The sequence below is a fragment of the Streptomyces sp. SCSIO ZS0520 genome (assembly GCF_025643355.1).
Lineage (GTDB): Bacteria > Actinomycetota > Actinomycetes > Streptomycetales > Streptomycetaceae > Streptomyces > Streptomyces physcomitrii.
On sequence record NZ_CP092644.1, the window covers coordinates 439,960 to 460,890 of the forward strand.

At 72.7% G+C, this 20,931-nt stretch carries 17 protein-coding genes and 1 pseudogene; 10 read left to right on the plus strand and 8 right to left on the minus strand.

The features are described 5' to 3' along the window. Positions 1 to 37: 37 nt before the first annotated feature. Positions 38 to 1,228: an epoxide hydrolase family protein gene (locus MID12_RS01525; RefSeq protein ID WP_263164341.1), complete on the minus strand. Its 1,191-nt coding sequence runs from the start codon at positions 1,226 to 1,228 to the stop codon at positions 38 to 40. A gap of 104 nt (positions 1,229 to 1,332) precedes the next feature. Here MID12_RS01525 and MID12_RS01530 point away from each other — a divergent pair, with 104 nt between their 5' ends. Then, positions 1,333 to 1,908, plus strand: a complete 576-nt coding sequence (locus tag MID12_RS01530) for a CGNR zinc finger domain-containing protein (RefSeq protein ID WP_263164343.1) — start codon at positions 1,333 to 1,335, stop codon at positions 1,906 to 1,908. A 428-nt stretch (positions 1,909 to 2,336) separates the two neighbouring features. On the opposite strand, the gene MID12_RS01535 is transcribed toward MID12_RS01530, so the two are convergent. Together MID12_RS01535 and MID12_RS01540 are read right to left on the minus strand one after the other, a co-directional pair. Continuing rightward, on the minus strand, positions 2,337 to 2,564 hold the full coding sequence (locus tag MID12_RS01535) for a GIY-YIG nuclease family protein (RefSeq protein WP_263164345.1): 228 nt from the start codon (positions 2,562 to 2,564) through the stop codon (positions 2,337 to 2,339). A gap of 3 nt (positions 2,565 to 2,567) precedes the next feature. Next, complete coding sequence (locus MID12_RS01540; RefSeq protein ID WP_052482022.1) at positions 2,568 to 3,635, minus strand: LacI family DNA-binding transcriptional regulator; 1,068 nt, start codon at positions 3,633 to 3,635, stop codon at positions 2,568 to 2,570. A gap of 420 nt (positions 3,636 to 4,055) precedes the next feature. Here MID12_RS01540 and MID12_RS01545 point away from each other — a divergent pair, with 420 nt between their 5' ends. From MID12_RS01545 to MID12_RS01570, 7 genes and pseudogenes are all read left to right on the plus strand, one after another. Then, positions 4,056 to 5,327, plus strand: coding sequence for an extracellular solute-binding protein (locus tag MID12_RS01545; protein WP_263164348.1), 1,272 nt, complete (start codon positions 4,056 to 4,058; stop codon positions 5,325 to 5,327). Positions 5,328 to 5,394: 67 nt separating this feature from the next. Beyond that, complete coding sequence (locus MID12_RS01550) at positions 5,395 to 6,384, plus strand: carbohydrate ABC transporter permease (RefSeq protein ID WP_040246237.1); 990 nt, start codon at positions 5,395 to 5,397, stop codon at positions 6,382 to 6,384. A 12-nt stretch (positions 6,385 to 6,396) separates the two neighbouring features. Next, positions 6,397 to 7,305: a sugar ABC transporter permease gene (locus MID12_RS01555; protein ID WP_263164351.1), complete on the plus strand. Its 909-nt coding sequence runs from the start codon at positions 6,397 to 6,399 to the stop codon at positions 7,303 to 7,305. A gap of 50 nt (positions 7,306 to 7,355) precedes the next feature. Further along, complete coding sequence (locus MID12_RS01560) at positions 7,356 to 9,059, plus strand: glycoside hydrolase family 13 protein (protein ID WP_263164353.1); 1,704 nt, start codon at positions 7,356 to 7,358, stop codon at positions 9,057 to 9,059. A gap of 100 nt (positions 9,060 to 9,159) precedes the next feature. Then, positions 9,160 to 10,581: pseudogene (locus MID12_RS01565) on the plus strand (alpha-amylase); the annotation flags it as partial. Positions 10,582 to 11,048: 467 nt separating this feature from the next. Further along, a complete protein-coding gene (locus MID12_RS32230; protein ID WP_317633357.1) occupies positions 11,049 to 11,150 on the plus strand; it encodes a putative leader peptide in 102 nt (33 codons plus the stop codon). A 152-nt stretch (positions 11,151 to 11,302) separates the two neighbouring features. After that, positions 11,303 to 12,307: a TauD/TfdA dioxygenase family protein gene (locus MID12_RS01570; protein WP_263164355.1), complete on the plus strand. Its 1,005-nt coding sequence runs from the start codon at positions 11,303 to 11,305 to the stop codon at positions 12,305 to 12,307. Between the two features lie 66 nt (positions 12,308 to 12,373). On the opposite strand, the gene MID12_RS01575 is transcribed toward MID12_RS01570, so the two are convergent. The 4 genes from MID12_RS01575 to MID12_RS01590 form a co-directional block, all read right to left on the minus strand. After that, complete coding sequence (locus MID12_RS01575; protein WP_263172795.1) at positions 12,374 to 13,789, minus strand: phytoene desaturase family protein; 1,416 nt, start codon at positions 13,787 to 13,789, stop codon at positions 12,374 to 12,376. 102 nt (positions 13,790 to 13,891) lie between these two features. Further along, entirely contained in the window at positions 13,892 to 14,719 is an 828-nt protein-coding gene (locus MID12_RS01580) for an inositol monophosphatase family protein (RefSeq protein ID WP_040246242.1), read from the minus strand. 187 nt (positions 14,720 to 14,906) lie between these two features. Further along, positions 14,907 to 15,722 (minus strand): hypothetical protein, encoded by an 816-nt coding sequence (locus MID12_RS01585; RefSeq protein ID WP_186095411.1) that lies wholly within the window; start codon positions 15,720 to 15,722, stop codon positions 14,907 to 14,909. Between the two features lie 62 nt (positions 15,723 to 15,784). Continuing rightward, entirely contained in the window at positions 15,785 to 16,507 is a 723-nt protein-coding gene (locus tag MID12_RS01590) for a DUF4232 domain-containing protein (RefSeq protein ID WP_263164358.1), read from the minus strand. Between the two features lie 151 nt (positions 16,508 to 16,658). Between MID12_RS01590 and MID12_RS01595 the strand changes: the two genes are divergently transcribed. Both MID12_RS01595 and MID12_RS01600 read left to right on the plus strand, forming a co-directional pair. Continuing rightward, complete coding sequence (locus tag MID12_RS01595) at positions 16,659 to 16,988, plus strand: PadR family transcriptional regulator (protein WP_040246244.1); 330 nt, start codon at positions 16,659 to 16,661, stop codon at positions 16,986 to 16,988. Beyond that, entirely contained in the window at positions 16,985 to 18,010 is a 1,026-nt protein-coding gene (locus tag MID12_RS01600; RefSeq protein ID WP_263164360.1) for a hypothetical protein, read from the plus strand. The genes MID12_RS01595 and MID12_RS01600 overlap by 4 nt, the downstream gene beginning before the upstream one ends. Positions 18,011 to 18,056: 46 nt before the next feature. Here MID12_RS01600 and MID12_RS01605 read toward each other — a convergent pair whose 3' ends face one another. After that, on the minus strand, positions 18,057 to 20,483 hold the full coding sequence (locus MID12_RS01605) for a glycoside hydrolase family 95 protein (protein ID WP_263164363.1): 2,427 nt from the start codon (positions 20,481 to 20,483) through the stop codon (positions 18,057 to 18,059). Positions 20,484 to 20,931: the final 448 nt, after the last annotated feature.

Genomic DNA, 20,931 nt, shown 5'->3' on the forward strand with positions numbered 1-20,931 from the left:
CTTGCCAGGACCGTGGTCCAGGGGCTCGTTCCCGTGTTCACCGGCACCGGCCGTCGGCGGCCAGGACTGCCGTGATGCCTTCTCGCAGGTCCTTGACGAAGTACTCGGGAACTTCCAGCGACGGGAAATGGCCGCCGGCTTCCGCCGTCCTCCAGCGGACGATCCGCCGGTACCGCTGCCGCGCCCAGGGGCGTGGGCACTTCTCGATATCGCGGGGGTACAGGGTGATGGCCGACGGGACGTCGACACGGAGGCCGGGGTCGAAGGCGTCGACGCCCCCGTGGCTCTCGTAGTAGATCCGGGCCGCGGATGCGCCGGTCCGGGTCAGCCAGTACAGGGTGACGTCGTCGAGGATGCGGTCGATGGAGATGCTCTCGAAGGGGCTGTCGTCGGTGTCCGTCCATTCGGCGAACTTGTCGAGGATCCAGGCGAGGAGTCCGACCGGTGAGTCGACGAGCGAGTAGCCGATGGTCTGCGGCCGGGTCGCCTGCTGCTTCGCGTACGCCGCGCGGTGACGCCAGAAGTCGCGGGTCTCCTCGGCCCATCGGCGTTCGGTCGGCGTCAGGCCTTCGGTGGTCAGGCCGGAGGGTGCCTGCGCGAGTGTGGTGTGGATGCCGAGGACATGCGCGGGGAACCTGCCGCCGAGGACGGTCGTGATCACGCCGCCCCAGTCGCCGCCGTGGGCCGCGAACCTCTCGTAGCCGAGCCTGCGCATGAGTTCCACCCAGGCGGTCGCGATCCTGCCGGTCCCCCACCCGGTGGTGGTCGGCTTGTCGCTGTGGCCGAAGCCCGGCAGCGACGGGGCCACGATGTGGAACGCCGGCGCCTCGGCATCCTCCGGATCGGCCAATTCGTCCACCACGTCGATGAATTCGGCGATGCTGCCCGGCCAGCCATGGGTCAGGAGCAGCGGGGTGGCATCCGCGCGTACCGATCGGCGGTGCAGGAAGTGGATCCCCAGGCCGTCGATGGTGGTGCGGTACTGGCCGAGCGCGTTCAGGCGGTCCTCGAACCACCGCCAGTCGTACTCGGTGCGCCAGTAGTGGACGACGTCGACGAGGTCGCAGAGCGGTACGCCCTGGCTCCACCGGCGCGGGCCGGGTGCGGCGCCGTGGACCGTCTCGGTCTCCGGCAGCCGCGCCGCGGACAGGCGTGCGCGCAGCTCGTCGAGTTCGGCCTCGGTGGCGCGGGCGGTGAACGCGTACACGTCACCGGTCGGGTGGGACACGGGGACCTCCTGGGCATCGCGGTACCGGCCGCACTCACTCGCGAACCGGCATTGACGGTTCTAGCGCGCGCTCCCGCCTGCGCGCAACCGGCTATGGTGGTTTCATGCGTGCCGAGTTCCCCGACTTCCGCCTCGGATCCGTGCTGGCGACCAGCTTCACGGGGACCTTGTCCGAGCGTCACGGCGACGCCGTGGAGCGCATCCCCACGCCGCGACGGCTCATGGACTGGCTGGCGGTGTACGGCCTCGACGTGGACTCCTGCACTCCTGACCAGCTCGACCTCGCCCGGAAACTGCGGGAGTCGATCCACACGGCCGCGACCGCTGCCGCGCTCCGGGAGCCCCTGCCCGCATCCGCCGTCCGAGTCCTCAATGACCGCAGCAGGCGGGGCGGGGCCTCGGCGGTCCTGACACCCGAGGGAGAACGCCACTGGCGGCTGGGTCCGGCCTCCGGCCTGGAGGACGCCCTGGGCGTGATCGCCGCCGACGCGATCGGCATCATCGCGGGTGAACGGGATGGACGGCTGGCCCTGTGCGCCTCACCGACGTGCCGAGCCGCCTTCTTCGACACCAGCCGAAGCCGCACCCGCCGCTGGTGCGACATGAACACCTGCGGCAACCGCCAGAAGAGGGCACGCTTCCAGGCCAACCAGCGCAGGAGCACCGTCTCGGCCGAGTGACGACCGCCGTCGGGACGGCCAACTGCCGTGCCACGCCCGCGTATGCCCGAGCCTCTGGAGTCGGAGCGCGACGAGGACTTGGCCCCGAACGGGAGATTCGTTTCCGCCGCCACGTCCGGCTGCGCGCACAGCCACGACGCACTTCTGAAAGGGATGCTGAGCTTTCACGGAATACTCAGGGCGGGATTGCTCAGGGCGGGACTACTCAGGGGACCAGCGAGTCTGTCGTTCGGTTGGTGCTGTCGTAGATTCCCGCCGTGGTCCAGTGGGGGCGTCCGGCAGCGAGGGCAGGACGGGGAAGGCCGGGTCACCGGGCTCAGGCCAGGCGGCGCGATCCGCGGCGCCGTCAGGAAAGCCCCGCAGAAACCCGAAACCCTGTCGCACGTCCGATCCCCATCGCGCTCCGTCAGCGGGCGTACCGAGATGGGTCAGCCCGTCTTGCCGGCCCGCCACTCGGGTGCTTGCGGAGTTTCGGTGCATTCCACCAGGTGTTCGCCCGCGAAGCGTTCCAGGGCAGTTCCTACCTCGGTGGGAGTGACGTAGAAGAACTCCTTTCTGCTGTTGACGCGGTTGACGCGGCGGTCGGCGAACTGCTGGTGGAGGCGAGTTTCGAGGCCGACGGCATCTCTGCTGAAGAGGAAGACGCGACCCGGCACCCCTCAGCCCCGCGGCCCCGGCAGCTGCTCCGGGCCCGCCGCGGACCTGGCGCCGCCCGGGGCGCTCGCGGTGGAGCCCCGGACCACCAGCTCGGGCATGAAGACGAACTCGCTGTGCGGGGCGGGGGTGCCCTCGATCTCCTCCAGGAGGGTGCGCACCGCCGCCTGGCCCATCGCGGGCACCGGTTTGCGCACGGTGGTCAGCGGCGGGTCGGTGAAGGCGATCAGCGGGGAGTCGTCGAAGCCGACCACGGAGACCTCCTGCGGCACCCGCAGGCCCTGCCGCCGGGCGGCCCGGATCGCGCCGAGCGCCATCATGTCGCTGGCGCAGACGATCGCGGTGCACTCGCGGCCGAGCAGCGCGGTGGCGGCGGCCTGCCCGCCCTCCAGGGTGTAGAGCGAGTGCTGCACCAGGTGCTCGGCCACCTCCGCGCGGTCCAGGCCGAGTTGCTCGTGCATGGTGCGGACGAAGCCCTCGATCTTGCGCTGGACCGGCACGAAGCGCTTGGGCCCGAGCGCGAGGCCGATCCTGGTGTGGCCCAGCGAGGCGAGATGGGTGACCGCGAGGTCCATCGCGGCGCGGTCGTCCGGGGAGATGAAGGGCGCCTGCACGCGCGAGGAGAAGCCGTCGACCAGGACGAACGGCACGCCCCTGGCGCGCAGTTGCTCGTAGCGGGAGGTGTCGGCGGTGGTGTCGGCGTGCAGTCCGGAGACGTAGATGATGCCGCTGACCCCGCGGTCCACCAGCATGTCGGTCAGCTCGTCCTCGGTGGAGCCGCCGGGGGTCTGGGTGGCGAGCACCGGGGTGTAGCCCTGGCGGGTGAGCGCCTGGCCGATGACCTGGGCCAGCGCCGGGAAGATCGGGTTCTCCAGCTCAGGGGTGATCAGCCCGACCAGGCCCGCGCTGCGCTGCCGCAGCCGGACCGGGCGCTCGTAGCCGAGGACGTCGAGCGCGGCGAGCACCGACTGGCGGGTGGTGGCGGCGACGCCCGGCTTGCCGTTGAGGACGCGACTGACGGTCGCCTCGCTGACCCCTGCCTGGGCGGCGATGTCGGAGAGCCGTGCGGTCACAGGGGTGGACCCTACCGGGCGGGGGCCGGAAGGCTCACCAACCGGCCTTCCGGGACGGGCAGTTGACCCGGCCCCTGCTGACTCCTGCGGCATCGCGCTCCCTCGGCTACCGGCGGCCGAGGCGCCACCGGATGTCGTGATGATCCCCGCAACACCCACTCCTGGCAAGACCTTGCAACTCCTTGCGCAAGGAAGCCGCCGGGCATCGGTGCAGCACAGAGGGCGAGAGTCAGGGGCAATACACCCTCATCCGGACATCACGCCACCGCCCTTGCACTGTTTTGCTGCAAGGTCTTTCGCTTCGCTTTCCGCGCTGTTACGTTCTCGTCGCCCGGCAGCCGGAAGTCGTGCTGCTTCCCCCGGACATGGCGCAACGGGACCGCGCGGTGTCCTTGGGCCCCTCACCCTCAAGGAGATCTCATGCGGCGTGGCACAGCGGCCATCGCGCTGGCAGCGTCCCTGGCGCTCGCGGCGACGGCCTGCGGCAGCAGCGACGACGACGGCAAGGCGGACGGCCCCCTCACGATCACCTGGTGGGACACCTCGAACGCCACCAACGAACAGCCCGCCTACGAGGCCCTGGTCAAGGACTTCGAGAAGGCCAACCCGGGCATCAAGGTGGACTACGTCAACGTCCCCTTCGACAAGGCGCAGAACAAGTTCGACACCGCCGCGGGCAGCAAGGGCGCCCCGGACGTGCTGCGCGCCGAGGTCGGCTGGACCCCCGCCTTCGCCAAGAAGAGCTATCTGCTCCCGCTGGACGGCACCGAGGCCCTGAGCGACAAGTCGGCCTTCCGCCAGAACCTCGTCAAGCAGGCGCAGTTCGACGGCAAGACCTACGGCGTCCCGCTGGTCACCGACACCCTCGCCTTCGTCTACAACAAGGACCTGTTCAAGAAGGCCGGCATCACCGAGCCGCCCGCCACCTGGGCCGAACTGCGCGCCGACGCCGCGAAGATCAAGGCGAAGACCGGCGCCGACGGCTACTGGGGCTCCACCAAGGGCTACTACGCCCAGCCCTTCCTCTACGGCGAGGGCACCGACACCGTCGACGCCGCCGCGAAGAAGCGGACCATCACCTCCGCCGAGGCCGTCAAGGGCATCAAGACCTGGCAGGGCCTCTTCTCCGGCAAGGGCCTGCACAAGGCGGACACCACCGCGGACGCCTACGCCCACATCCAGGACGCCTTCGTCAACGGCAAGGCCGCCTCCACCCTGCAGGGCCCCTGGGAGATCACCAACTTCTACAAGGGCAAGGCCTTCAAGGACAAGGGGAACCTCGGCATCGCCCCGGTGCCCGCGGGCTCCACCGGCAAGGCGGGCGCCCCGACCGGCGGCCACAACCTCTCGGTGTACGCGGGCTCGGACTCCGCGCACCAGGAGGCCGCGCTGAAGTTCGTGGGCTTCATGACCTCCGCGAAGTCGCAGGAGACCATCGCACTGAAGAACTCCACGCTGCCGACCCGCGAGGACGCCTACACCGCGAAGGTGAAGGCCGACCCGGGCATCGCGGGCTTCCAGAAGGTGCTCGGCACCGCGCTGCCGCGGCCCGAACTGCCCGAGTACAGCTCGCTGTGGACGCCGCTCGACACCGAACTGCCGAAGATCGCCGGCGGACGGGTCTCCCTCGACAAGGGCCTGAAGAACGCGGACCTGGCCATGGCCGGTCTGCTGCCCGACTTCAAGAAGTGAGCCCGGTGGCCGCGGGCGACCGCGGCCACCCACCCGCCCCCGCACATCCCCGAGAAGGTGTCGCCTGATGACAGTCGCCGTCGACCGCGCGGCCACCGGGCGCGGACCACGCCCCGGTCTCCGCGCGCGCCTGGTCCGCTCCTACCGCCGCCACTGGTACGCGTACGCGATGATCGCCCCGGTCGTCATCGTCCTCGGCGTGCTCGTCGGGTACCCGCTGGCCCGCGGCATCTATCTGACCTTCACCGATGCCGACAGCCTCAACTCGGCCCGCACCATCGGCGTCAACCACATCGACGCCACCTACAAGTTCGTCGGCTTCGACAACTACGCCGACATCCTCTGGGGCCCGACCTCCGGCGACCGCTTCTGGTCGCACTTCGTGTGGACCATCGTCTGGACGGTCAGCTGCGTCGCCCTGCACTACGTGATCGGCCTCGGGCTCGCCCTGCTGCTGCACCAGAAGCTGCGCGGCCGCACCGCCTACCGGCTGATGCTCATCCTGCCCTGGGCCGTGCCCACCTTCGTCACGGTCTTCTCCTGGCGGATCATGCTCGCCGACGGCGGCTTCCTCAACACCGCGCTCGGCTCGCTGCACCTGCCCCAGCCGGCCTGGCTGGAGGACCCCTTCTTCCAGCGCCTCGCCGCGATCATGGTGAACACCTGGTGCGGGGTGCCCTTCATGATGGTCTCGCTCCTCGGCGGCCTGCAGTCCATCGACGCGACGCTCTACGAGGCCGCCGAGATGGACGGGGCCAACGCCTGGCAGCGCTTCCGCTACGTCACCCTGCCGGGACTGCGCACGGTCAGCTCCACGGTCGTGCTGCTCGGCGTGATCTGGACCTTCAACCAGTTCACCGTGATCTTCCTGCTCTTCGGCACCGGCGCCCCCGACGCGCAGATCCTGGTGACCTGGGCCTACTACCTCGGCTTCGGCCAACAGCCCCGTGACTACGCCCAGTCGGCAGCGTACGGCGTACTGCTCCTGTCGATGCTGATCGTCTTCACCTCCCTCTACCGACGCTGGCTCGCCCGCGGCGAGCAGTTCGCCTCCTGAGGAAGGACACCGATGACCACCACCACCGAGCCGACGCCCGCCGAGGTCCGCCCCGCCGCGCCCGCCCCCGCTCCGGAGCGCGTGCTGCGGCGCGGGGAGAGCAGCCGGACGGCGCGGCTGCTCTCGCACACCGTCCTCAGCCTGGCCAGCCTGATCGCCCTCTTCCCCATCGTCTGGCTGGTCTTCCTCTCGCTGGGGCCGGACAAGGACGACTATCTGCACCCCTCGCGGATCCTCGACAAGGCGACGCTGTCCAACTACACCCATGTGCTCCAGGAGACCAACTTCTTCCAGTGGCTCGGCAGCACCCTGATCGTCTCGCTGGGCACCACCGTCATCGGGGTGCTGCTCGCCGCCACCACCGGCTACGCGGTCTCCCGGATGCGCTTCCCCGGCTACCGCAAGCTGATGTGGCTGCTGCTCGTCACCCAGATGTTCCCGATCGCCGTCCTCATCGTCCCGATGTACGAGATCCTCTCCGAGCTCCAGCTCATCGACAGCTACGGCGGGCTGATCCTGGTCTACTGCTCGACCGCGGTGCCCTACAGCGCCTGGCTGCTCAAGGGCTACTTCGACACCATCCCGGTGGAGATCGACGAGGCGGGCCGGGTGGACGGCCTCTCCCCCTTCGGCACCTTCCTGCGGCTGATCATCCCGCTGGCCAAGCCCGGCCTCGCGGTGGCCGCCTTCTACAACCTGATCACCGCCTGGGGCGAGGTCGCCTTCGCCTCCACCTTCCTGCTCGACGACGAGAAGTACACCTTCGCCGTCGGCCTCTCCAGCTTCGTCAGCGAACACGACGCCCAGTGGAACTACATGGCCGCCACCGCGGTACTCATCGCGGTGCCCGTCTCCGCCTTCTTCTACGTGGTGCAGAAGCACCTGGTCACCGGTCTGACGGCCGGGGGCACCAAGGGCTGAGCACCCCCGCCCACGCGCCCTGTCCCTCCCCCTCACGCAGCAAGGACGCCATGAGCCAGTACCTCGCCGACGGCACCCGCACCGCCACGCTGACCGCCGACGCCCGCCCCGGGTGGTGGCGCGACGCGGTGATCTACCAGGTCTATCCGCGCAGCTTCGCCGACGCCGACGGGAACGGCATGGGCGACCTGGCGGGGGTCCGCTCCCGGCTCGGCTATCTGCGCGAACTCGGCGTGGACGCGGTCTGGTTGAGCCCCTTCTACGCCTCCCCGCAGGCCGACGCCGGATACGACGTCGCCGACTACCGCACCGTCGACCCGATGTTCGGCGACCTCGCGGACGCCGAGGCCCTCATCGAGGACGCCCATACGCTGGGCCTGCGCCTCATCGTCGACCTGGTGCCCAACCACTCCTCGGACCGGCACGAGTGGTTCCGGCGGGCCGTCGCCGAGGGCCCCGGATCCCCGCTCAGGGGGCGCTACCACTTCCGCCCCGGCAAGGGGAAGGACGGCGAACTCCCGCCCAACGACTGGACCTCCCTCTTCGGCGGCCCCGCCTGGACCCGGCTCCCGGACGGCGAGTGGTATCTGCACCTCTTCGCCCCCGAGCAGCCCGACTTCAACTGGGAACACCCGGCGGTCGCCGACGAGTTCCGCTCCATCCTGCGCTTCTGGCTGGACAAGGGCGTGGACGGCTTCCGGATCGATGTCGCGCACGGCCTGGTCAAGCAGGAGGGCCTGCCCGACCTCGGCGACCACGAGGAGCTGCGGCTCCTGGACAACGGCGCGGTCCCCTTCTTCGACCAGGAGGGCGTGCACGAGATCTACCGCGACTGGCGCCGGCTGCTCGACGAGTACGCGGCCGAGGGCTCCGGCGGCCCCGGCGAGCGCATCTTCGTCGCCGAGGCCTGGACCCCGACGGTCGAGCGCACCGCCGCCTACGTACGCCCCGACGAGCTGCACCAGGCCTTCAACTTCCCCTATCTGAGCACCTCCTGGGACGCGGACGACCTCCGCGCGGTCATCGACCGCTCGCTGGAGGCGATGCGCCCGGTCGGCGCCCCGGCCACCTGGGTGCTCTCCAACCACGACGTCACCCGGCACACCACCCGCTTCGCCAACCCGCCCGGGCTCGGCACCCAGCTGCGCACCCCCGGCGACCCGGAGCTCGGTCTGCGGCGGGCCCGCGCGGCGACCCTGCTGATGCTGGCGCTGCCCGGCTCCGCCTACGTCTACCAGGGCGAGGAACTGGGCCTGCCCGATGTGGTGGACCTGCCGGACGAGGTGCGCCAGGACCCCTCGTACTTCCGCGCGCACGGGCAGGACGGCTTCCGGGACGGCTGCCGGGTGCCGCTGCCCTGGACGCGTAGCGGCTCCGCGCACGGCTTCGGCGAGGGCGGCAGCTGGCTCCCGCAGCCCGAGGGCTGGGGCGAGCTGAGCGTGGAGGCGCAGCAGGGGGTGCCCGGTTCGACCCTGGAGCTGTACCGCGCCGCGCTCGCCGCCCGCCGCGAACACCCGGCGCTCGGCGCGGGCGACTCCCTGACCTGGCTCGACGCACCCGAGGGTGTGCTCGTCTTCCGGCGCACCGCCGAGGACGGCACCCGCTTCTTCTGCACCGCCAACACCACCGGCGCCACGGTCCGCCTCCCGGCCCCGGGGCAGCTCCTCCTGGCCAGCACGGCCGAGCAGCCCGCCCGCGGCACCGAGGGCGAGGTGCTGCTGCCGCCCGACTCGACCGTGTGGTGGACCGCCTGAGCCCCTGGCCCCGCACGGTGGGCGGCCCGGCACCCCGGGCCGCCCGCACTCCCCCACCTCACCCGCACCTCGACAGCACCCCCACGTGCAAGGAGGAACCATGCCAAGGAGATACGCCGGACACACCCGAAGGACCCGCCGCCCCGCGCGGATCGCGCTCGCCGCGGCCGTGGCGGCCGCCGCCGGTCTCGGCGGCACCCTGCTCACCCCGCCCGGGCAGGCCGCGGCGGCCCCGCCCGGAGCGAAGGACGTGACCGCCGTCCTCTTCGAGTGGGACTACGACTCGGTGGCCGCCGAGTGCGGCCGCAGCCTCGGCCCCGCGGGCTACGGCTACGTCCAGGTCTCGCCGCCCGCCGAGCACATCCAGGGCGGCCAGTGGTGGACCTCGTACCAGCCGGTCAGCTACAAGATCGCGGGGCGGCTCGGGGACCGGGCGGCCTTCTCGAAGATGGTGGAGGCCTGCCACAGCGCCGGGGTCAAGGTGGTCGCGGACGCCGTGATCAACCATATGTCGGCCGGTTCGGGCACCGGGACCGGCGGCTCCTCGTACACCAAGTACGACTACCCGGGGATCTATGCCGCCGCCGACTTCGACGACTGCACCTCGGAGATCGTCGACTACCAGGACCGGTTCAACGTCCAGCACTGCGAACTCGTCGGCCTGGCCGACCTGGACACCGGTGAGGAGCACGTCAGGGCGGGCATCGCCGGATACCTGAACGACCTGCTCTCGCTCGGCGTGGACGGCTTCCGGATCGACGCGGCCAAGCACATCCCGGCCGAGGACCTGGCGGACATCAAGTCCCGGCTGAGCGACCCGGGGGTGTACTGGAAGCAGGAGTTCATCGCCGGTGGCGGGGAGGCCGTGCAGCCCGGGGAGTACACCGGCGTCGGCGATGTGCAGGAGTTCCGCTACGCCCGGGACCTCAAGCGGGTCTTCACCTCCGAGAAGCTCGCCTACCTGAAGAACTTCGGCGAGGAGTGGGGCTATCTGCCCGGCTCCCAGGCCGCCGTCTTCGTCGACAACCACGACACCGAGCGCAACGGCGAGACCCTCAACTACAAGGACGGCGCGGCCTATACGCTCGCGGGCGTCTTCATGCTGGCCTGGCCCTACTCCTCCCCCGATGTGCACTCCGGCTACGAGTGGAGCGAGAAGGACGCCGGGCCGCCGAACGGCGGCCGGGTGGACGCCTGCTACCAGGACGGCTGGAAGTGCCAGCACGCCTGGCCCGAGATCAGCTCGATGGTCGCCTGGCGCAACACCGCCCGCGGCCAGGACGTCACCAACTGGTGGGACAACGGCGGCAACCAGATCGCCTTCGGCCGGGGCGACAAGGCGTACGTGGCCCTCAACCACGAGTCCACCGAGCTGAACCGCACCTTCCAGACCGGGCTGCCCGCCGGGGAGTACTGCGATGTGCAGGGCAAGCGCACGGTGAGCGTCGACGGCTCCGGCCAGTTCACCGCCACGCTCGCCCCGGACACGGCACTCGCCCTGCACACCGGGGCGAAGGACTGCTGAGGGGGCGCGGCTCCTCGCGCCGAGGGGCGCGGCCCCTCGGGTGAACGGGCGCGGCTCGTCGAGGCAGCATCCGGTGTTCTCCCTGCCGTCTGTGCGCGGACGGCTCGGGGCACCGGGTGCTGCCTTTCCTCGTGGTTCCCCGGCTCCTGCCACGGCTCTTCGGGGCGCGGGTACGAGGGTCGCGATGCGCGCGGGCAGGGGGCCACGCGGGGCGCGGGTACGGCGGTCGCGCATGCCGCGTGTATTGCAGTCGTATGAAAGCTCCGGTGACCGTCCGCGTGGAGTTCGGGGCCGGGGCGAGGCCTTCACCGTACGGGCGCGGCAAGGCTGTTGACGCAGGTCAGCGCGGGGACGGCGGGGCGGCGGCCGGGGTCCCGGGGAGCGCGGGCAGCCGCTGCCGCGCGGGGTGAGCGGCGGACGGGCGGCTGTTGACGGCGGCAGGGTGCCCTGCGAGTCTCCGGCACATGCCCGTCACGACCCACCTCGTAGCGCGGCTCCACGTCGATCTGGAGCGCCTCGCCTCCGCGGCGTGTACGGGCCGCTCCGCCGCGACCGCCCGCGCCTGATCCCGGGCCGGCTGTCCGCCGGAGCCTTCCCCGCGAGCCCCTCCGGCGCTCCCGCTCCTCCGCACTCCCCCACTCCCGGTGATTCCGCCGGCTCTCCGGCTTCCGTCCGCGGCAGGCCCGCCGGGTGGTTCCCGCACTCCGAAGGGATTCCCATGACCTCCGCCCCCGCCACACACGCGCCCTCCCGCCCGGCCGCGTCCGCCCCCGAGACCTCCCCCGCCGTGACCGTGGAGAAGATCGGCGGCCGGGTCGGCGCGGTGATCGGCGGGGTACGGCTCGGCGGCGACCTCCCCGCCGAGACCCTCGCCGCCGTGCGGGCCGCGATCCTCGCCCACAAGGTGGTCTTCTTCCGCGGCCAGCACCACCTGGACGAGACGGAGCACGAGGCCTTCGCACGGCTGCTCGGCACCCCGGTGGCGCACCCCACCGTGCCCTCCCGGGACGGGCGCTACTCGCTCGGCATCGACTCCGGCTCCGACCTCGGCGGCCGGGCCAACCAGTGGCACACCGACGTCACCTTCGTACCGGCCTACCCCGCCTTCTCCATCCTGCGGGCGGTGACCATCCCCCCGTACGGCGGCGACACCCTCTGGGCCAACACCGCCACCGCCTACGAGCACCTGCCCGCCCCGCTGCGCACCCTGGCCGAGACGCTGCGCGCCGTGCACAGCAACGAGTACGACTACGTCGGGGCCCGGCCCGGGGCGAGCGAGAAGCAGCTGGCGAAGTTCCAGCAGGTCTTCCTCTCCACCCGGTTCACCACCGAGCACCCGGTGGTGCGGGTGCACCCGGAGACCGGTGAACGCACCCTGGTGCTCGGCAACTTCGTGCAGAAGATCCAGGGGCTGAGCGGGCAGGACTCGCGGCGCCTCGTCGAGCTGTTCCAGGCCCATGTGGAACGCCCGGAGAACACGGTGCGCTGGCACTGGGCGACCGGGGACGTGGCCATCTGGGACAACCGGGCCACCCAGCACTACGGCGTCGACGACTCCGACGACCACGACCGCGCGCTGCGCCGCGTCACCATCGACGGCGAGGTACCGGTCGGCGTGGACGGCCGCAGCTCGCAGCTGCTCACCCCGCGCGAGGTGCCGGAGCCCGCCTTCGGGGTGGCCTCGGGGGCGTCCGGCGCGGCGGACGCGGCGGACGCCGCCTGACGGACGGCGCTCCGCCGGACGGCCGCCCGGCGGAGGGCGGTACGGATCCGGGTCCGCCGCGGGGCGTCAGCGCGCGGGGCGGCGCAGCTGCCGCCACACCGCCTTGGCCGCGTTGTGCCCGCTCATGCCGTGCACCCCGGGTCCGGGCGGCGTCGCGCTGGAGCAGAGGAAGACCGCGGGGCGGGGCGTGCGGTACGGGGCGAGGGTCAGCCTCGGGCGCAGCAGCAGTTGCAGCCCGTCCGAGGCGCCGCAACCGATGTCCCCGCCCACGTAGTTGGCGTTCTTCGCGGCCATCTCGGGCGGCCCCGCCGTGGCCCGGGCGAGCACCCGGTCCCGGAACCCCGGGGCGAAGCGCTCCAGTTGGCGTTCCACGGTCTCGGTGAAGTCGCCGCGCCAGCCGGCCGGGACATGCCCGTACGCCCAGAAGACCTGCTTGCCCTCGGGGGCGCGGCCGGGGTCGGCGAGGGAGGGCTGCACGGTGATGAGGAAGGGCTCGGTGGGCGGCCGGTCCTCGCGGGAGACGGCCCGCAGGGCGGCGTTGATCTCCCGGGGGCCGGCGCCGACGTGGACGGTGCCCGCGCGGCGGGCGTCCTCGGAGATCCAGGGCACCGGGCCGTCCAGGGCGTAGTCGATCTTGAACGAGCCGGGGCCGTAGCGGTAGCCCGCGTAGTAGCGGCCGAGGCCCGCGATCCGGGCGAGGGCGGTCGGCGAGGTGTCGAAGACATAGGCGCGGGCGGGCGGCAGATCGTCGAGGCGCTTGACCTCGAAGTCGGTGTGCACGCTGCCGCCGAGGTCCCTCAGATAGGCGGCGAGGGCCTCGGAGATGCGCCCCGAGCCGCCGCGCGCGACCGGCCAGCCCACCGCGTGCGCGGCCAGCGCGAACACCAGGCCCACCGCCCCGGTGGCCGGACCCGTCAGCGGCGCCCTGATATGGGCGACGAGACCGGCGAGCAGGGTCTTGGCGGGCTGGTCGCGGAAGCGCCGCAGCAGCCAGGTGGCGGGCGGCCCGCCCGCGAGGCCGAAGCGCGCGAGGGTCAGCGGATCGCGGGGCAGCGCGGTGCCCGGCAGCTGCATGAAGTCGCGCGCCAGCGTCTCCCATCTGCCCGCGAAGGGGGCCACCAGGCGCCGATAGATGACCGCGTCGTGCGCGCCGAGGGAGGCGCCGGTCTCCGCGACGGAGCGGGCGAGCACCGCGGCGGAGCCGTTCGGGAGCGGATGGGCCATCGGCAGCGGGGCGTGCAGCCACTCCAGGCCGTAGCGCGCCAGCGGCATGGTGGAGAAGACGGGTGAGCCCGCGCCGAGCGGATGGGCCGCCGAGCAGGGGTCGTGCAGGAAACCGGGCAGGGTGAGTTCCTCGGTGCGCGCCCCGCCGCCGAGGGTGTCCCGGGCCTCGAAGAGGGCGACATCCATGCCCCGGCGGGCCAGTTCGACCGCGGCGGTCAGCCCGTTGGGGCCCGCGCCCACCACGACCGCGTCGAGCATCGAAGGCACCTCGGACTCCTTTGTCAGCGGGCGACCACTCGCCTCAGGATATGCCGGGTGCCCTGCGGCCCGGTGGCCGGGCCGAGCCGCGGTCGCACCCGCTCAGGCACCCGCCGCGAGCAGCCCGGCTATCCGCCGCGCGGTGGCCTCGTCCCGGGCCGCGGTGAAGGGCAGTGCGTTGCCCCCGGTGATCCGGAAGGGCACGCCCTCGCGGGTCAGGTGGGCGCCGCCCGCCTCCTCCACCAGGAGCAGGCCCGCGGCGTGGTCCCAGGCCGCCTCCCAGGAGAAGGCGGTCGCGTCCAGCTCGCCGCGCGCCACCGCCAGGTACTCCAGCCCCGCCGAGCCGCAGGGCCGGGGCCGTATGCCCTCGGTCCGCAGGGTGAGCAGGGCCTGCTTCTGCTCCTCGGTGGTGTAGTCGGGGTGCGAGGTCGCGACCTCGAGTATCCGGTCCTCGGCGGGGGCGCCCGGGGCGAGGGGGCGGCCGTCGAGGGTGGCGCCCCGCCCGCGTACCGCGACCGCGAGCTGGTCGAGGGCGGGCGCGAAGGTCCAGGAGGCGTGCAGGACGCCGTGGTGCGCCAGGGCGACCAGGGTGCAGAAGCCGGGGTCGCCGTGGACGAACTGCCGGGTGCCGTCCACCGGGTCGACGATCCAGACCGGGGCGTCCCCCTGGAGTGCCCGGTAGGTGTCCGGGTCGGCGTGCACGGCCTCCTCGCCGACGACGACGGAGCCGGGCAGCAGCCGGGTGAGCGCGGCGGTCAGGTGCTCCTCGGCGCGGCGGTCGGCGACGGTGACGAGATCGTGCGGGCCGTTCTTCTCGACGATCTCGTGGGCCGCGAGCTGCCGGAACCTGGGCATGACCTCCACGGCCGCCGCCTTGCGGACGGCCTCTTCCACCGCGGACAGGCCGGTTGCGAGAAAGTCTTCGATCATGCCCCCATGACACCACGCGGGTCTGACATCCCGTACCGGCCCGGTGAAGCCCCCGTTGAGCGCGGGTGAAATCAGCGCGCCGCCCCGGCAGCCCCCCGACAGCCGCGTCCGGCTCTCGGCCGCCCGCGCGCGGCCCGTCCGCGCGGCCTGCGCGCCCGTCCCCCCGGCCGCATCCGCGGATCTCCGGCTACGAAGCGCTGCCCACCGCGTCCGACTCCACGCCGCGGCTGTCCTGCCCGGGCACGCGCGCCGCCGCGGAGGAGGCCGCCCGGCCGTCTCGCAGCCGGAGCTCCGCGCGGCCGGACTCCGGGTCGCGCTCCAGGACCACGTACCGGCTGAGGACGGCGAGGGCGACGAGGCAGCCGCTCATCTCCAGGCCCTCCTCCACGATCGTCCCCAGCATGAGCACGGTGCTGTAGTCGTTCTCGTGCGCCCATCCGTTGAACGCCTCGGTCAGCAGCGCCCCGCCCAGGTACACCGCCAAGGCGCTCAGCAGGCCGACCCGCAGCTCACGCGGCAGCCTCCGCGCCCAGAGCACCGCGCACACGGTGCCCGCGGCCGCGAGGAGCGCCCCGGGCACCACCCAGGCGTGGGTCGGCAGCGAGACCCCGGCCCACTCCTTCCACGACTTGCCGAACTCGCCGAGCCGCTCGTGCAGGGAGACCGTCTCGTCGATGCTGAGCAGCGTGGTGGCCGCCGCGAGCCCGAGCCAGGACAGCCGCCCGGGGCGCGCGCCGCTCCCGCTGAGCATGGCGGCGATCAGCGCCACCCCCGCCACGGCGAGCAGCAGCGTGCTGTTCCACCAGGCGGGCAGGTTGGTCTCCAGGTCGACGTTCACCAGCCTGCGCAGGCTCGGTATCCGGTCGTAGTGGTTGTAGGCGCGCGTGCCGAGGTCCGCGAGGAGCAGGGCCGCGGTGACGCAGGCGGCTAAACGCAGGAGGGGGCGCGACGGCGGCCGCTGGAGCTCACCCACGATCCGGTCATGGGTTCGAATGTCGGTCATGCGCATGGAGGCTATCGGCTCGACCGGAGCGCGAACTCCCCGGGGTGCCCCGGTCAGCGCCCTCAGCGCGGCGCCGCGGACTCCCCGGGCGCCCGGTACCAGGCCGAGCGGCCGAGCCTGCCGGTGCTGCCCAGGTCGATCGGCGCGGTCGGCCGCACCACCTCGGGCTGCGCCCCGGCCACCGCGGCGGCCTCGACGTAGGCCGCGTTCACCGGCGGCTTCGAGGTGTCCTGGTAGGTGTTGCGCCAGGCGAGGCTCGCGTGCAGCGACTCGCCGGGGCGGAGCGTGAAGGAGCGCGGCGCCTCGTCCCGTACGCCTCCCGCGATGGCCGAAGTACCGCGCAGGATCCGTACGTCGAGGGGTTCCCGATCGGCGCCGAGGAGCCGCAGCCGGGGGTAGCCCGCGAGCGTCTTCACCGCGCGTCCGCAGTTGGTGACGGTGAGCCGTTCGACGCGCAGCCCCATCGCCGCGTCCGGCTGGCCCATCGCCATCCGCAGCCCGGAGGCGGGGCAGGGCCCGGGGCTCCCGGCGGGCGCGCTCGGGTCCGTGCCGTACGGGGTGCGGTGGATGTCCACCGGCTCGGTGCGGATCGGGGCGGGTGCGCCGGAGGGGGCGGTCGCGGGGGTGCCGGAAGGGGCGGTCGCGGGGGTGCCCGTGGCCGCGGCACCCCGGGCACTGCCGCCGGGCTCCGTACCGCAGCCGGTGGCGAGCAGGCACAGCGCGGCGGTCAGGATCAGGGCACCGGGGAACGCCGGAGGACGCGGGGCGGCGCGGAAGGCTCTCACGGCGTGATCATGCCACGCGCCCGGACCCGGCGGGGCCTCGCGGCCGTCCGGCCCCGAACCGCCTCAACTGCCCGCATCCCGGCACCTCTTGAAGCCCAGGACTCGCAGTAGTATAAATCTCGTACTAGTGGGAGATCCGAAAGCGGGGGACGTGAGCCCATCACACGGCGCGTGGATACGCGCCTGCCTGCAGCTCTGCCTGCTCGGCATCCTGGACAGCGAGGGCGAGAGCTACGGCTACGCGCTGATCAACCGGCTCGCCGAGGCAGGGCTCGACGGGGTCAAGCCCGCGACGCTGTATCCGGCGCTGACCCGGCTCGCCGAGGAGGGCGCCGTGGCCGTCCGCTGGTCGCCGGGCGAGAGCGGTCCGGGGCGCAAGTACTACGCGCTCACCGACCGGGGACGCGCGCGGCTCGCGGCGGACAGGTCCGACTGGCAGGACTTCATCACGACCGTCGGCACGCTCACGGGGGCACCATGACCGCAAGGGACACCATCGACTGGGCCCGCGAGGAGGACGCCCGCTGGGCCGCCGCCTTCGAGCTGCGGCTCGTCCTGCACCACGAGGTCCCGGCGGCGCTGCCCGGTCAGGCGCTCGCCGAAGTCCGGGAGCTGACCGAGGAGTCGGGGGCACCGGCCGAGGAACTCCTCGGGGATCCGCGCGCCTACGCGGACAGCGTCGCCGCCGAACGCGTCGGCGAGAAGCACACCGGCGCCGTCGACCTGTCCGGGCTCACCCCCGCCCAGCGCTTCCGCTCCCTCGGCTATGCCGCCGCCCTCACCGCCGCCGTGCTGACCTGCGTGCACTGGGCGCAGGAAGGCATGCGGGTCCGGATCTCCCCCGCCGCCGGGCTGTTCGCGGTGCTCCTGACCGCCGCGGTGCTCGCCTGCGGGGTCGCCGCCGGGCTGTACAACGCGGGGCGGCACCGGGCGATGAGCGGCTGGTGCCTCGCCGCGGCCGGGCTCCTCTCGGGGGCGATCGCGGCCGGGACGGGCCTCTCCGACGACCCGCTGTTCAAACTGCCCACCCCCGTGGTCCTGATCGTCTCGGCGCTGCTCGCCGCCACGGTGCGCACCTTCTCCGGCCCCGGCACCGACGACTGGTTCCGCGGGCCCGCCGAGGAACCGGACGACGCGCGCTGGATCCGCCGCCTCGGCGGGCTGCTCCGCGGCCGCCACGGGCTCGGCTTCCGGGAGGCCCGCGGCCACACCGCCGAGGTCCGCTCGCATCTCGCCGCCTCCGGCACCGGCGCCCAACAGGCCTACGGGGACGTCGCGGTGTACGCGGCGCGCCTCGCGGGCAAGGCGGGCCGGGGCCGGCGCAAGGAGCGCCGCCGACGCCTCGCCTTCGGCGGCCTCACCGCCCTGGTGCTCCTCGCCGACGAGCAGTACGTACGCCGTGGCGAGTTCGGCGCCTACCAGTTCTGGCTGGTGCTCGGGGTCCTGGCGCTCTTCCTGTGGGAGGCCCTGGTCCGCCCCCGCCTTCAGCGGCGCACCGGATAGCCGCCGCCGGGCCCGCCCCCGTACGAGAACGGACCCGGCACCCCGCTCACCCCTCCACGCGCACCGCGCCCCCCGCGGGGATCCGCACCGGCCGCCGGTGCCCGCCGATCACCACGGTGGTACGCGCCCCCGGCCTGCCGTGCAGCGTGGCCTCGGTGACCCGGCCCGCGCGCCAGCGCAGGTCCACGGTGAAGCCGCCGCGTACGCCCAGGCCCCGCGCGCTGCCCGAAGCGGACCAGGCGCCGGGCAGGGCGGGCAGCAGTTCCACGCGGCCCGGCCGGGACTGGACCAGCATCTCGGCCATCGCGGCCGGGATGCCGAAGTTGGCGTCGATCTGGAAGACCGAACTGGTGGCGCCGAGCCGGTACATGTCGAAGAAGTTGGGCGCGCTGCCGTTGCCGTGGTCCACCGAGGGCTTCAGGACCGCGAGCACCAGCCGGTAGGCCCTGTCGGCGTTCTTCAGCCGGGCCCAGCACAGGGCCCGCCAGGCGCTCGCCCAGCCGTAGGTGTCCATGCCGCGCGCCGTGAGCAGCGCGGTCGCCCCCTCGACGATCTCCTTCGGCGAGTCCTCGACGGTGATCCGGTCGCCGGGGAAGAGCCCGGCGAGCGGCGAGAGATGGCGGTGCGTGGTCTCGCCGAGGTTCTCGTCGGTCATCCACTCCTGGAGCCAGCCCGTGGTACGGCTGACCCCCGGCAGGTGCAGCCGGTCCTGGAGCCCTCCGATGGTCCGCGCGTAGTCGCCGTCGCGGCGCAGGACGGCGGCGGCCGTGCGGTAGTTGCGGAACAGCTGCCAGACGAGTTCCTGGGCGTAGGTGATGCCGCGGGCGTCGGTGGGGCCGTGCTCGGCGGACCAGTCGTGGTCGTCGATCAGCACCTCGCGGCTCTCGCCGGTGGCGGGATCGGTGACCGTGGTGGTGATCAGCCGCGCCTCCCAGAACTCGCAGGCGCCCTTGAGCAGCGGGTAGATCCGGCGCAGTCGGCCGGTGTCCCCGGTGTACTGGTAGTGCTCGAAGAGCGAGTTGCACAGCCAGGCGTTGCCGGGCGGATGCCACCACCAGCCGTTGCCGCCCCAGACATTGGTGGAGATGGCGACGGTCCAGCCCGCGATCTTCCCGGAGGTGTTGCGGAAGCCGTTGCGGGGGTCGTTGAAGAGCTCCCGGGTCGCGGACTCCCAGTGCGGCAGCTGGCTCAGGCAGTAGTCGGTGAGGGTCTCGAAGCACTCCGGCAGCCCGAGGCGGTCGGGCAGCCAGTAGTTCATCTGCACATTGATGTCGGTGTGGTAATCGCTCATCCAGGCCGGGTCGTCGCGGTCGATCCACAGCCCCTGGAGGTTGAGCGGCAGCCCGCCGCCGCGCGAGCCGCAGATCATCAGATACCGGCCGAACTGCAGGTAGGAGGCCTCCAGTTCGGGATCGGGCGCGGAACCCTCGGCGGCTCGCGCGGCGAGCCGGGCCGGGGTGTCCAGGGCCCGCTGCTCCGCGCTGGAGGTGCCGAGGCTGACCGCGGTGCGCCGGTGCAGCCGCTGGTAGTCGGCGACATGGGTGGCGAGCAGCGCCTCGCCCCCGGCCCTGGCCGCCGCCTCGGCCTTCGCGACGGCCAGGGCCAGCGGTTCGCGCTCCGGGTCGAGGTACCCGGTCTCGGGGCGCGCCGTGTAGTTGGTGCCGCCGGAGACGATGAGCAGGACCTCCGTACAGCCCGCGAAGGTGATCCGTGAGCCCGCCGCGGAGACCTTTCCGCCGCGGACCACCGCCTTCACGAGGGCCGCGTACGCCAGCGCGTTGGGCAGCTCGGCGGCGAAGGACACCGTCGCGGCCCCGCTGTCGGCGCGTACCGTCTCGCCGCGCGTCCCCGCGAGCTCCAGCGCGCCGGTCAGCACACCGCCGCCGCGCTGCCCGAGCCGCACCACGAGGACGTCGTCGGGGGCGCTGGCGTACACCTCCCGCCGATGGTCGGTGCCCTCGAAACCGTAGGCCGCGGTCACCAGGCCGTTGCTGAGGTCGAGGGTGCGCCGGTAGCCGGTGACGGCCTCCGGGGTGTGGCCCGCGACCTCCAGCCGGAGCCGGCAGAGCTGCCCGAAGCTGCCGAAGTCCTCCGCGCCGTACGGGAATTGGCCCTCGTCGTCCAGGGCGGCATTGGGTCCGCCGGTCCACATCGCGGCGTCCGTGACGGTGAACTCCTCCCGCGCCGGATGCCCGCTGCCCAGCGCCCCGAGGCGTCCGTTGCCGACCGGCAGGCCCTCCCGCATCAGCGCGCCGGGGGCTCCGGGGCTGCGGTACCAGAGGGTCAGCGCCTCGGCCGCCGGGACCAGCGGCGCACTCTCCGGCCGGGTCACCGCCGCGGCCGGCGGCGCGAACTCGGGCACCGCGGCGAGCGAGAACGCGGCACCGGCGACGGCACCGGCACGCAGCACTCCACGCCGGGACAGGGCACCCTCCGCGGGGGTACCGGAAGAGGGGGATGCGGGGGGTGTCATGGCGGGTCCTTCGTCCGGGGGGTGGGGACGGGATCTCGGAGGCGACATCTCGGGGACGGGACCCCGTGCAGCAAGGTCCCGCGCCCTTCGGAAGCGAGCGACCGGAGGCACGGGCCACCGCTCGGCATCCGCCCGCCTGCGCCGAAGCCCGGGTCGAACTCCGAACGCCGAGTGCCTGACGGCTGACGGCTGACGGCTGACGGCTGACGGCGCGCCCTTCGCCTCACCAGAGATCCGATCAATCTGCGCAGAATCTAGAGCGGGGTTGGGGCAAGACGCAAGAGTTAGGACACAAATCCCCTCATGTGGCGAGCAGTACGAGAGAAACCCTCGGAGGTCTCACCTTCACGTTCCGACCAATACACCCGAGGTATCGACGCGGTACGGGCGCCAGAGCCGGAAGGTCGATCCGCGCCCTCCCGCCTCAGCCCGCTCCTCCCCGCTCCTC

Coding starts and splice junctions, on each gene's coding strand:
- MID12_RS01530 (WP_263164343.1), top strand. CDS start 1,333: ATGCGTGCCGAGTTCCCCGACTTCCGCCTCGGATCCGTGCTGGCGACC.
- MID12_RS01545 (WP_263164348.1), top strand. CDS start 4,056: ATGCGGCGTGGCACAGCGGCCATCGCGCTGGCAGCGTCCCTGGCGCTC.
- MID12_RS01550 (WP_040246237.1), top strand. CDS start 5,395: ATGACAGTCGCCGTCGACCGCGCGGCCACCGGGCGCGGACCACGCCCC.
- MID12_RS01555 (WP_263164351.1), top strand. CDS start 6,397: ATGACCACCACCACCGAGCCGACGCCCGCCGAGGTCCGCCCCGCCGCG.
- MID12_RS01560 (WP_263164353.1), top strand. CDS start 7,356: ATGAGCCAGTACCTCGCCGACGGCACCCGCACCGCCACGCTGACCGCC.
- MID12_RS32230 (WP_317633357.1), top strand. CDS start 11,049: ATGCCCGTCACGACCCACCTCGTAGCGCGGCTCCACGTCGATCTGGAG.
- MID12_RS01570 (WP_263164355.1), top strand. CDS start 11,303: ATGACCTCCGCCCCCGCCACACACGCGCCCTCCCGCCCGGCCGCGTCC.
- MID12_RS01575 (WP_263172795.1), bottom strand. CDS start 13,789: ATGCTCGACGCGGTCGTGGTGGGCGCGGGCCCCAACGGGCTGACCGCC.
- MID12_RS01580 (WP_040246242.1), bottom strand. CDS start 14,719: ATGATCGAAGACTTTCTCGCAACCGGCCTGTCCGCGGTGGAAGAGGCC.
- MID12_RS01585 (WP_186095411.1), bottom strand. CDS start 15,722: ATGACCGACATTCGAACCCATGACCGGATCGTGGGTGAGCTCCAGCGG.
- MID12_RS01600 (WP_263164360.1), top strand. CDS start 16,985: ATGACCGCAAGGGACACCATCGACTGGGCCCGCGAGGAGGACGCCCGC.
- MID12_RS01605 (WP_263164363.1), bottom strand. CDS start 20,483: ATGACACCCCCCGCATCCCCCTCTTCCGGTACCCCCGCGGAGGGTGCC.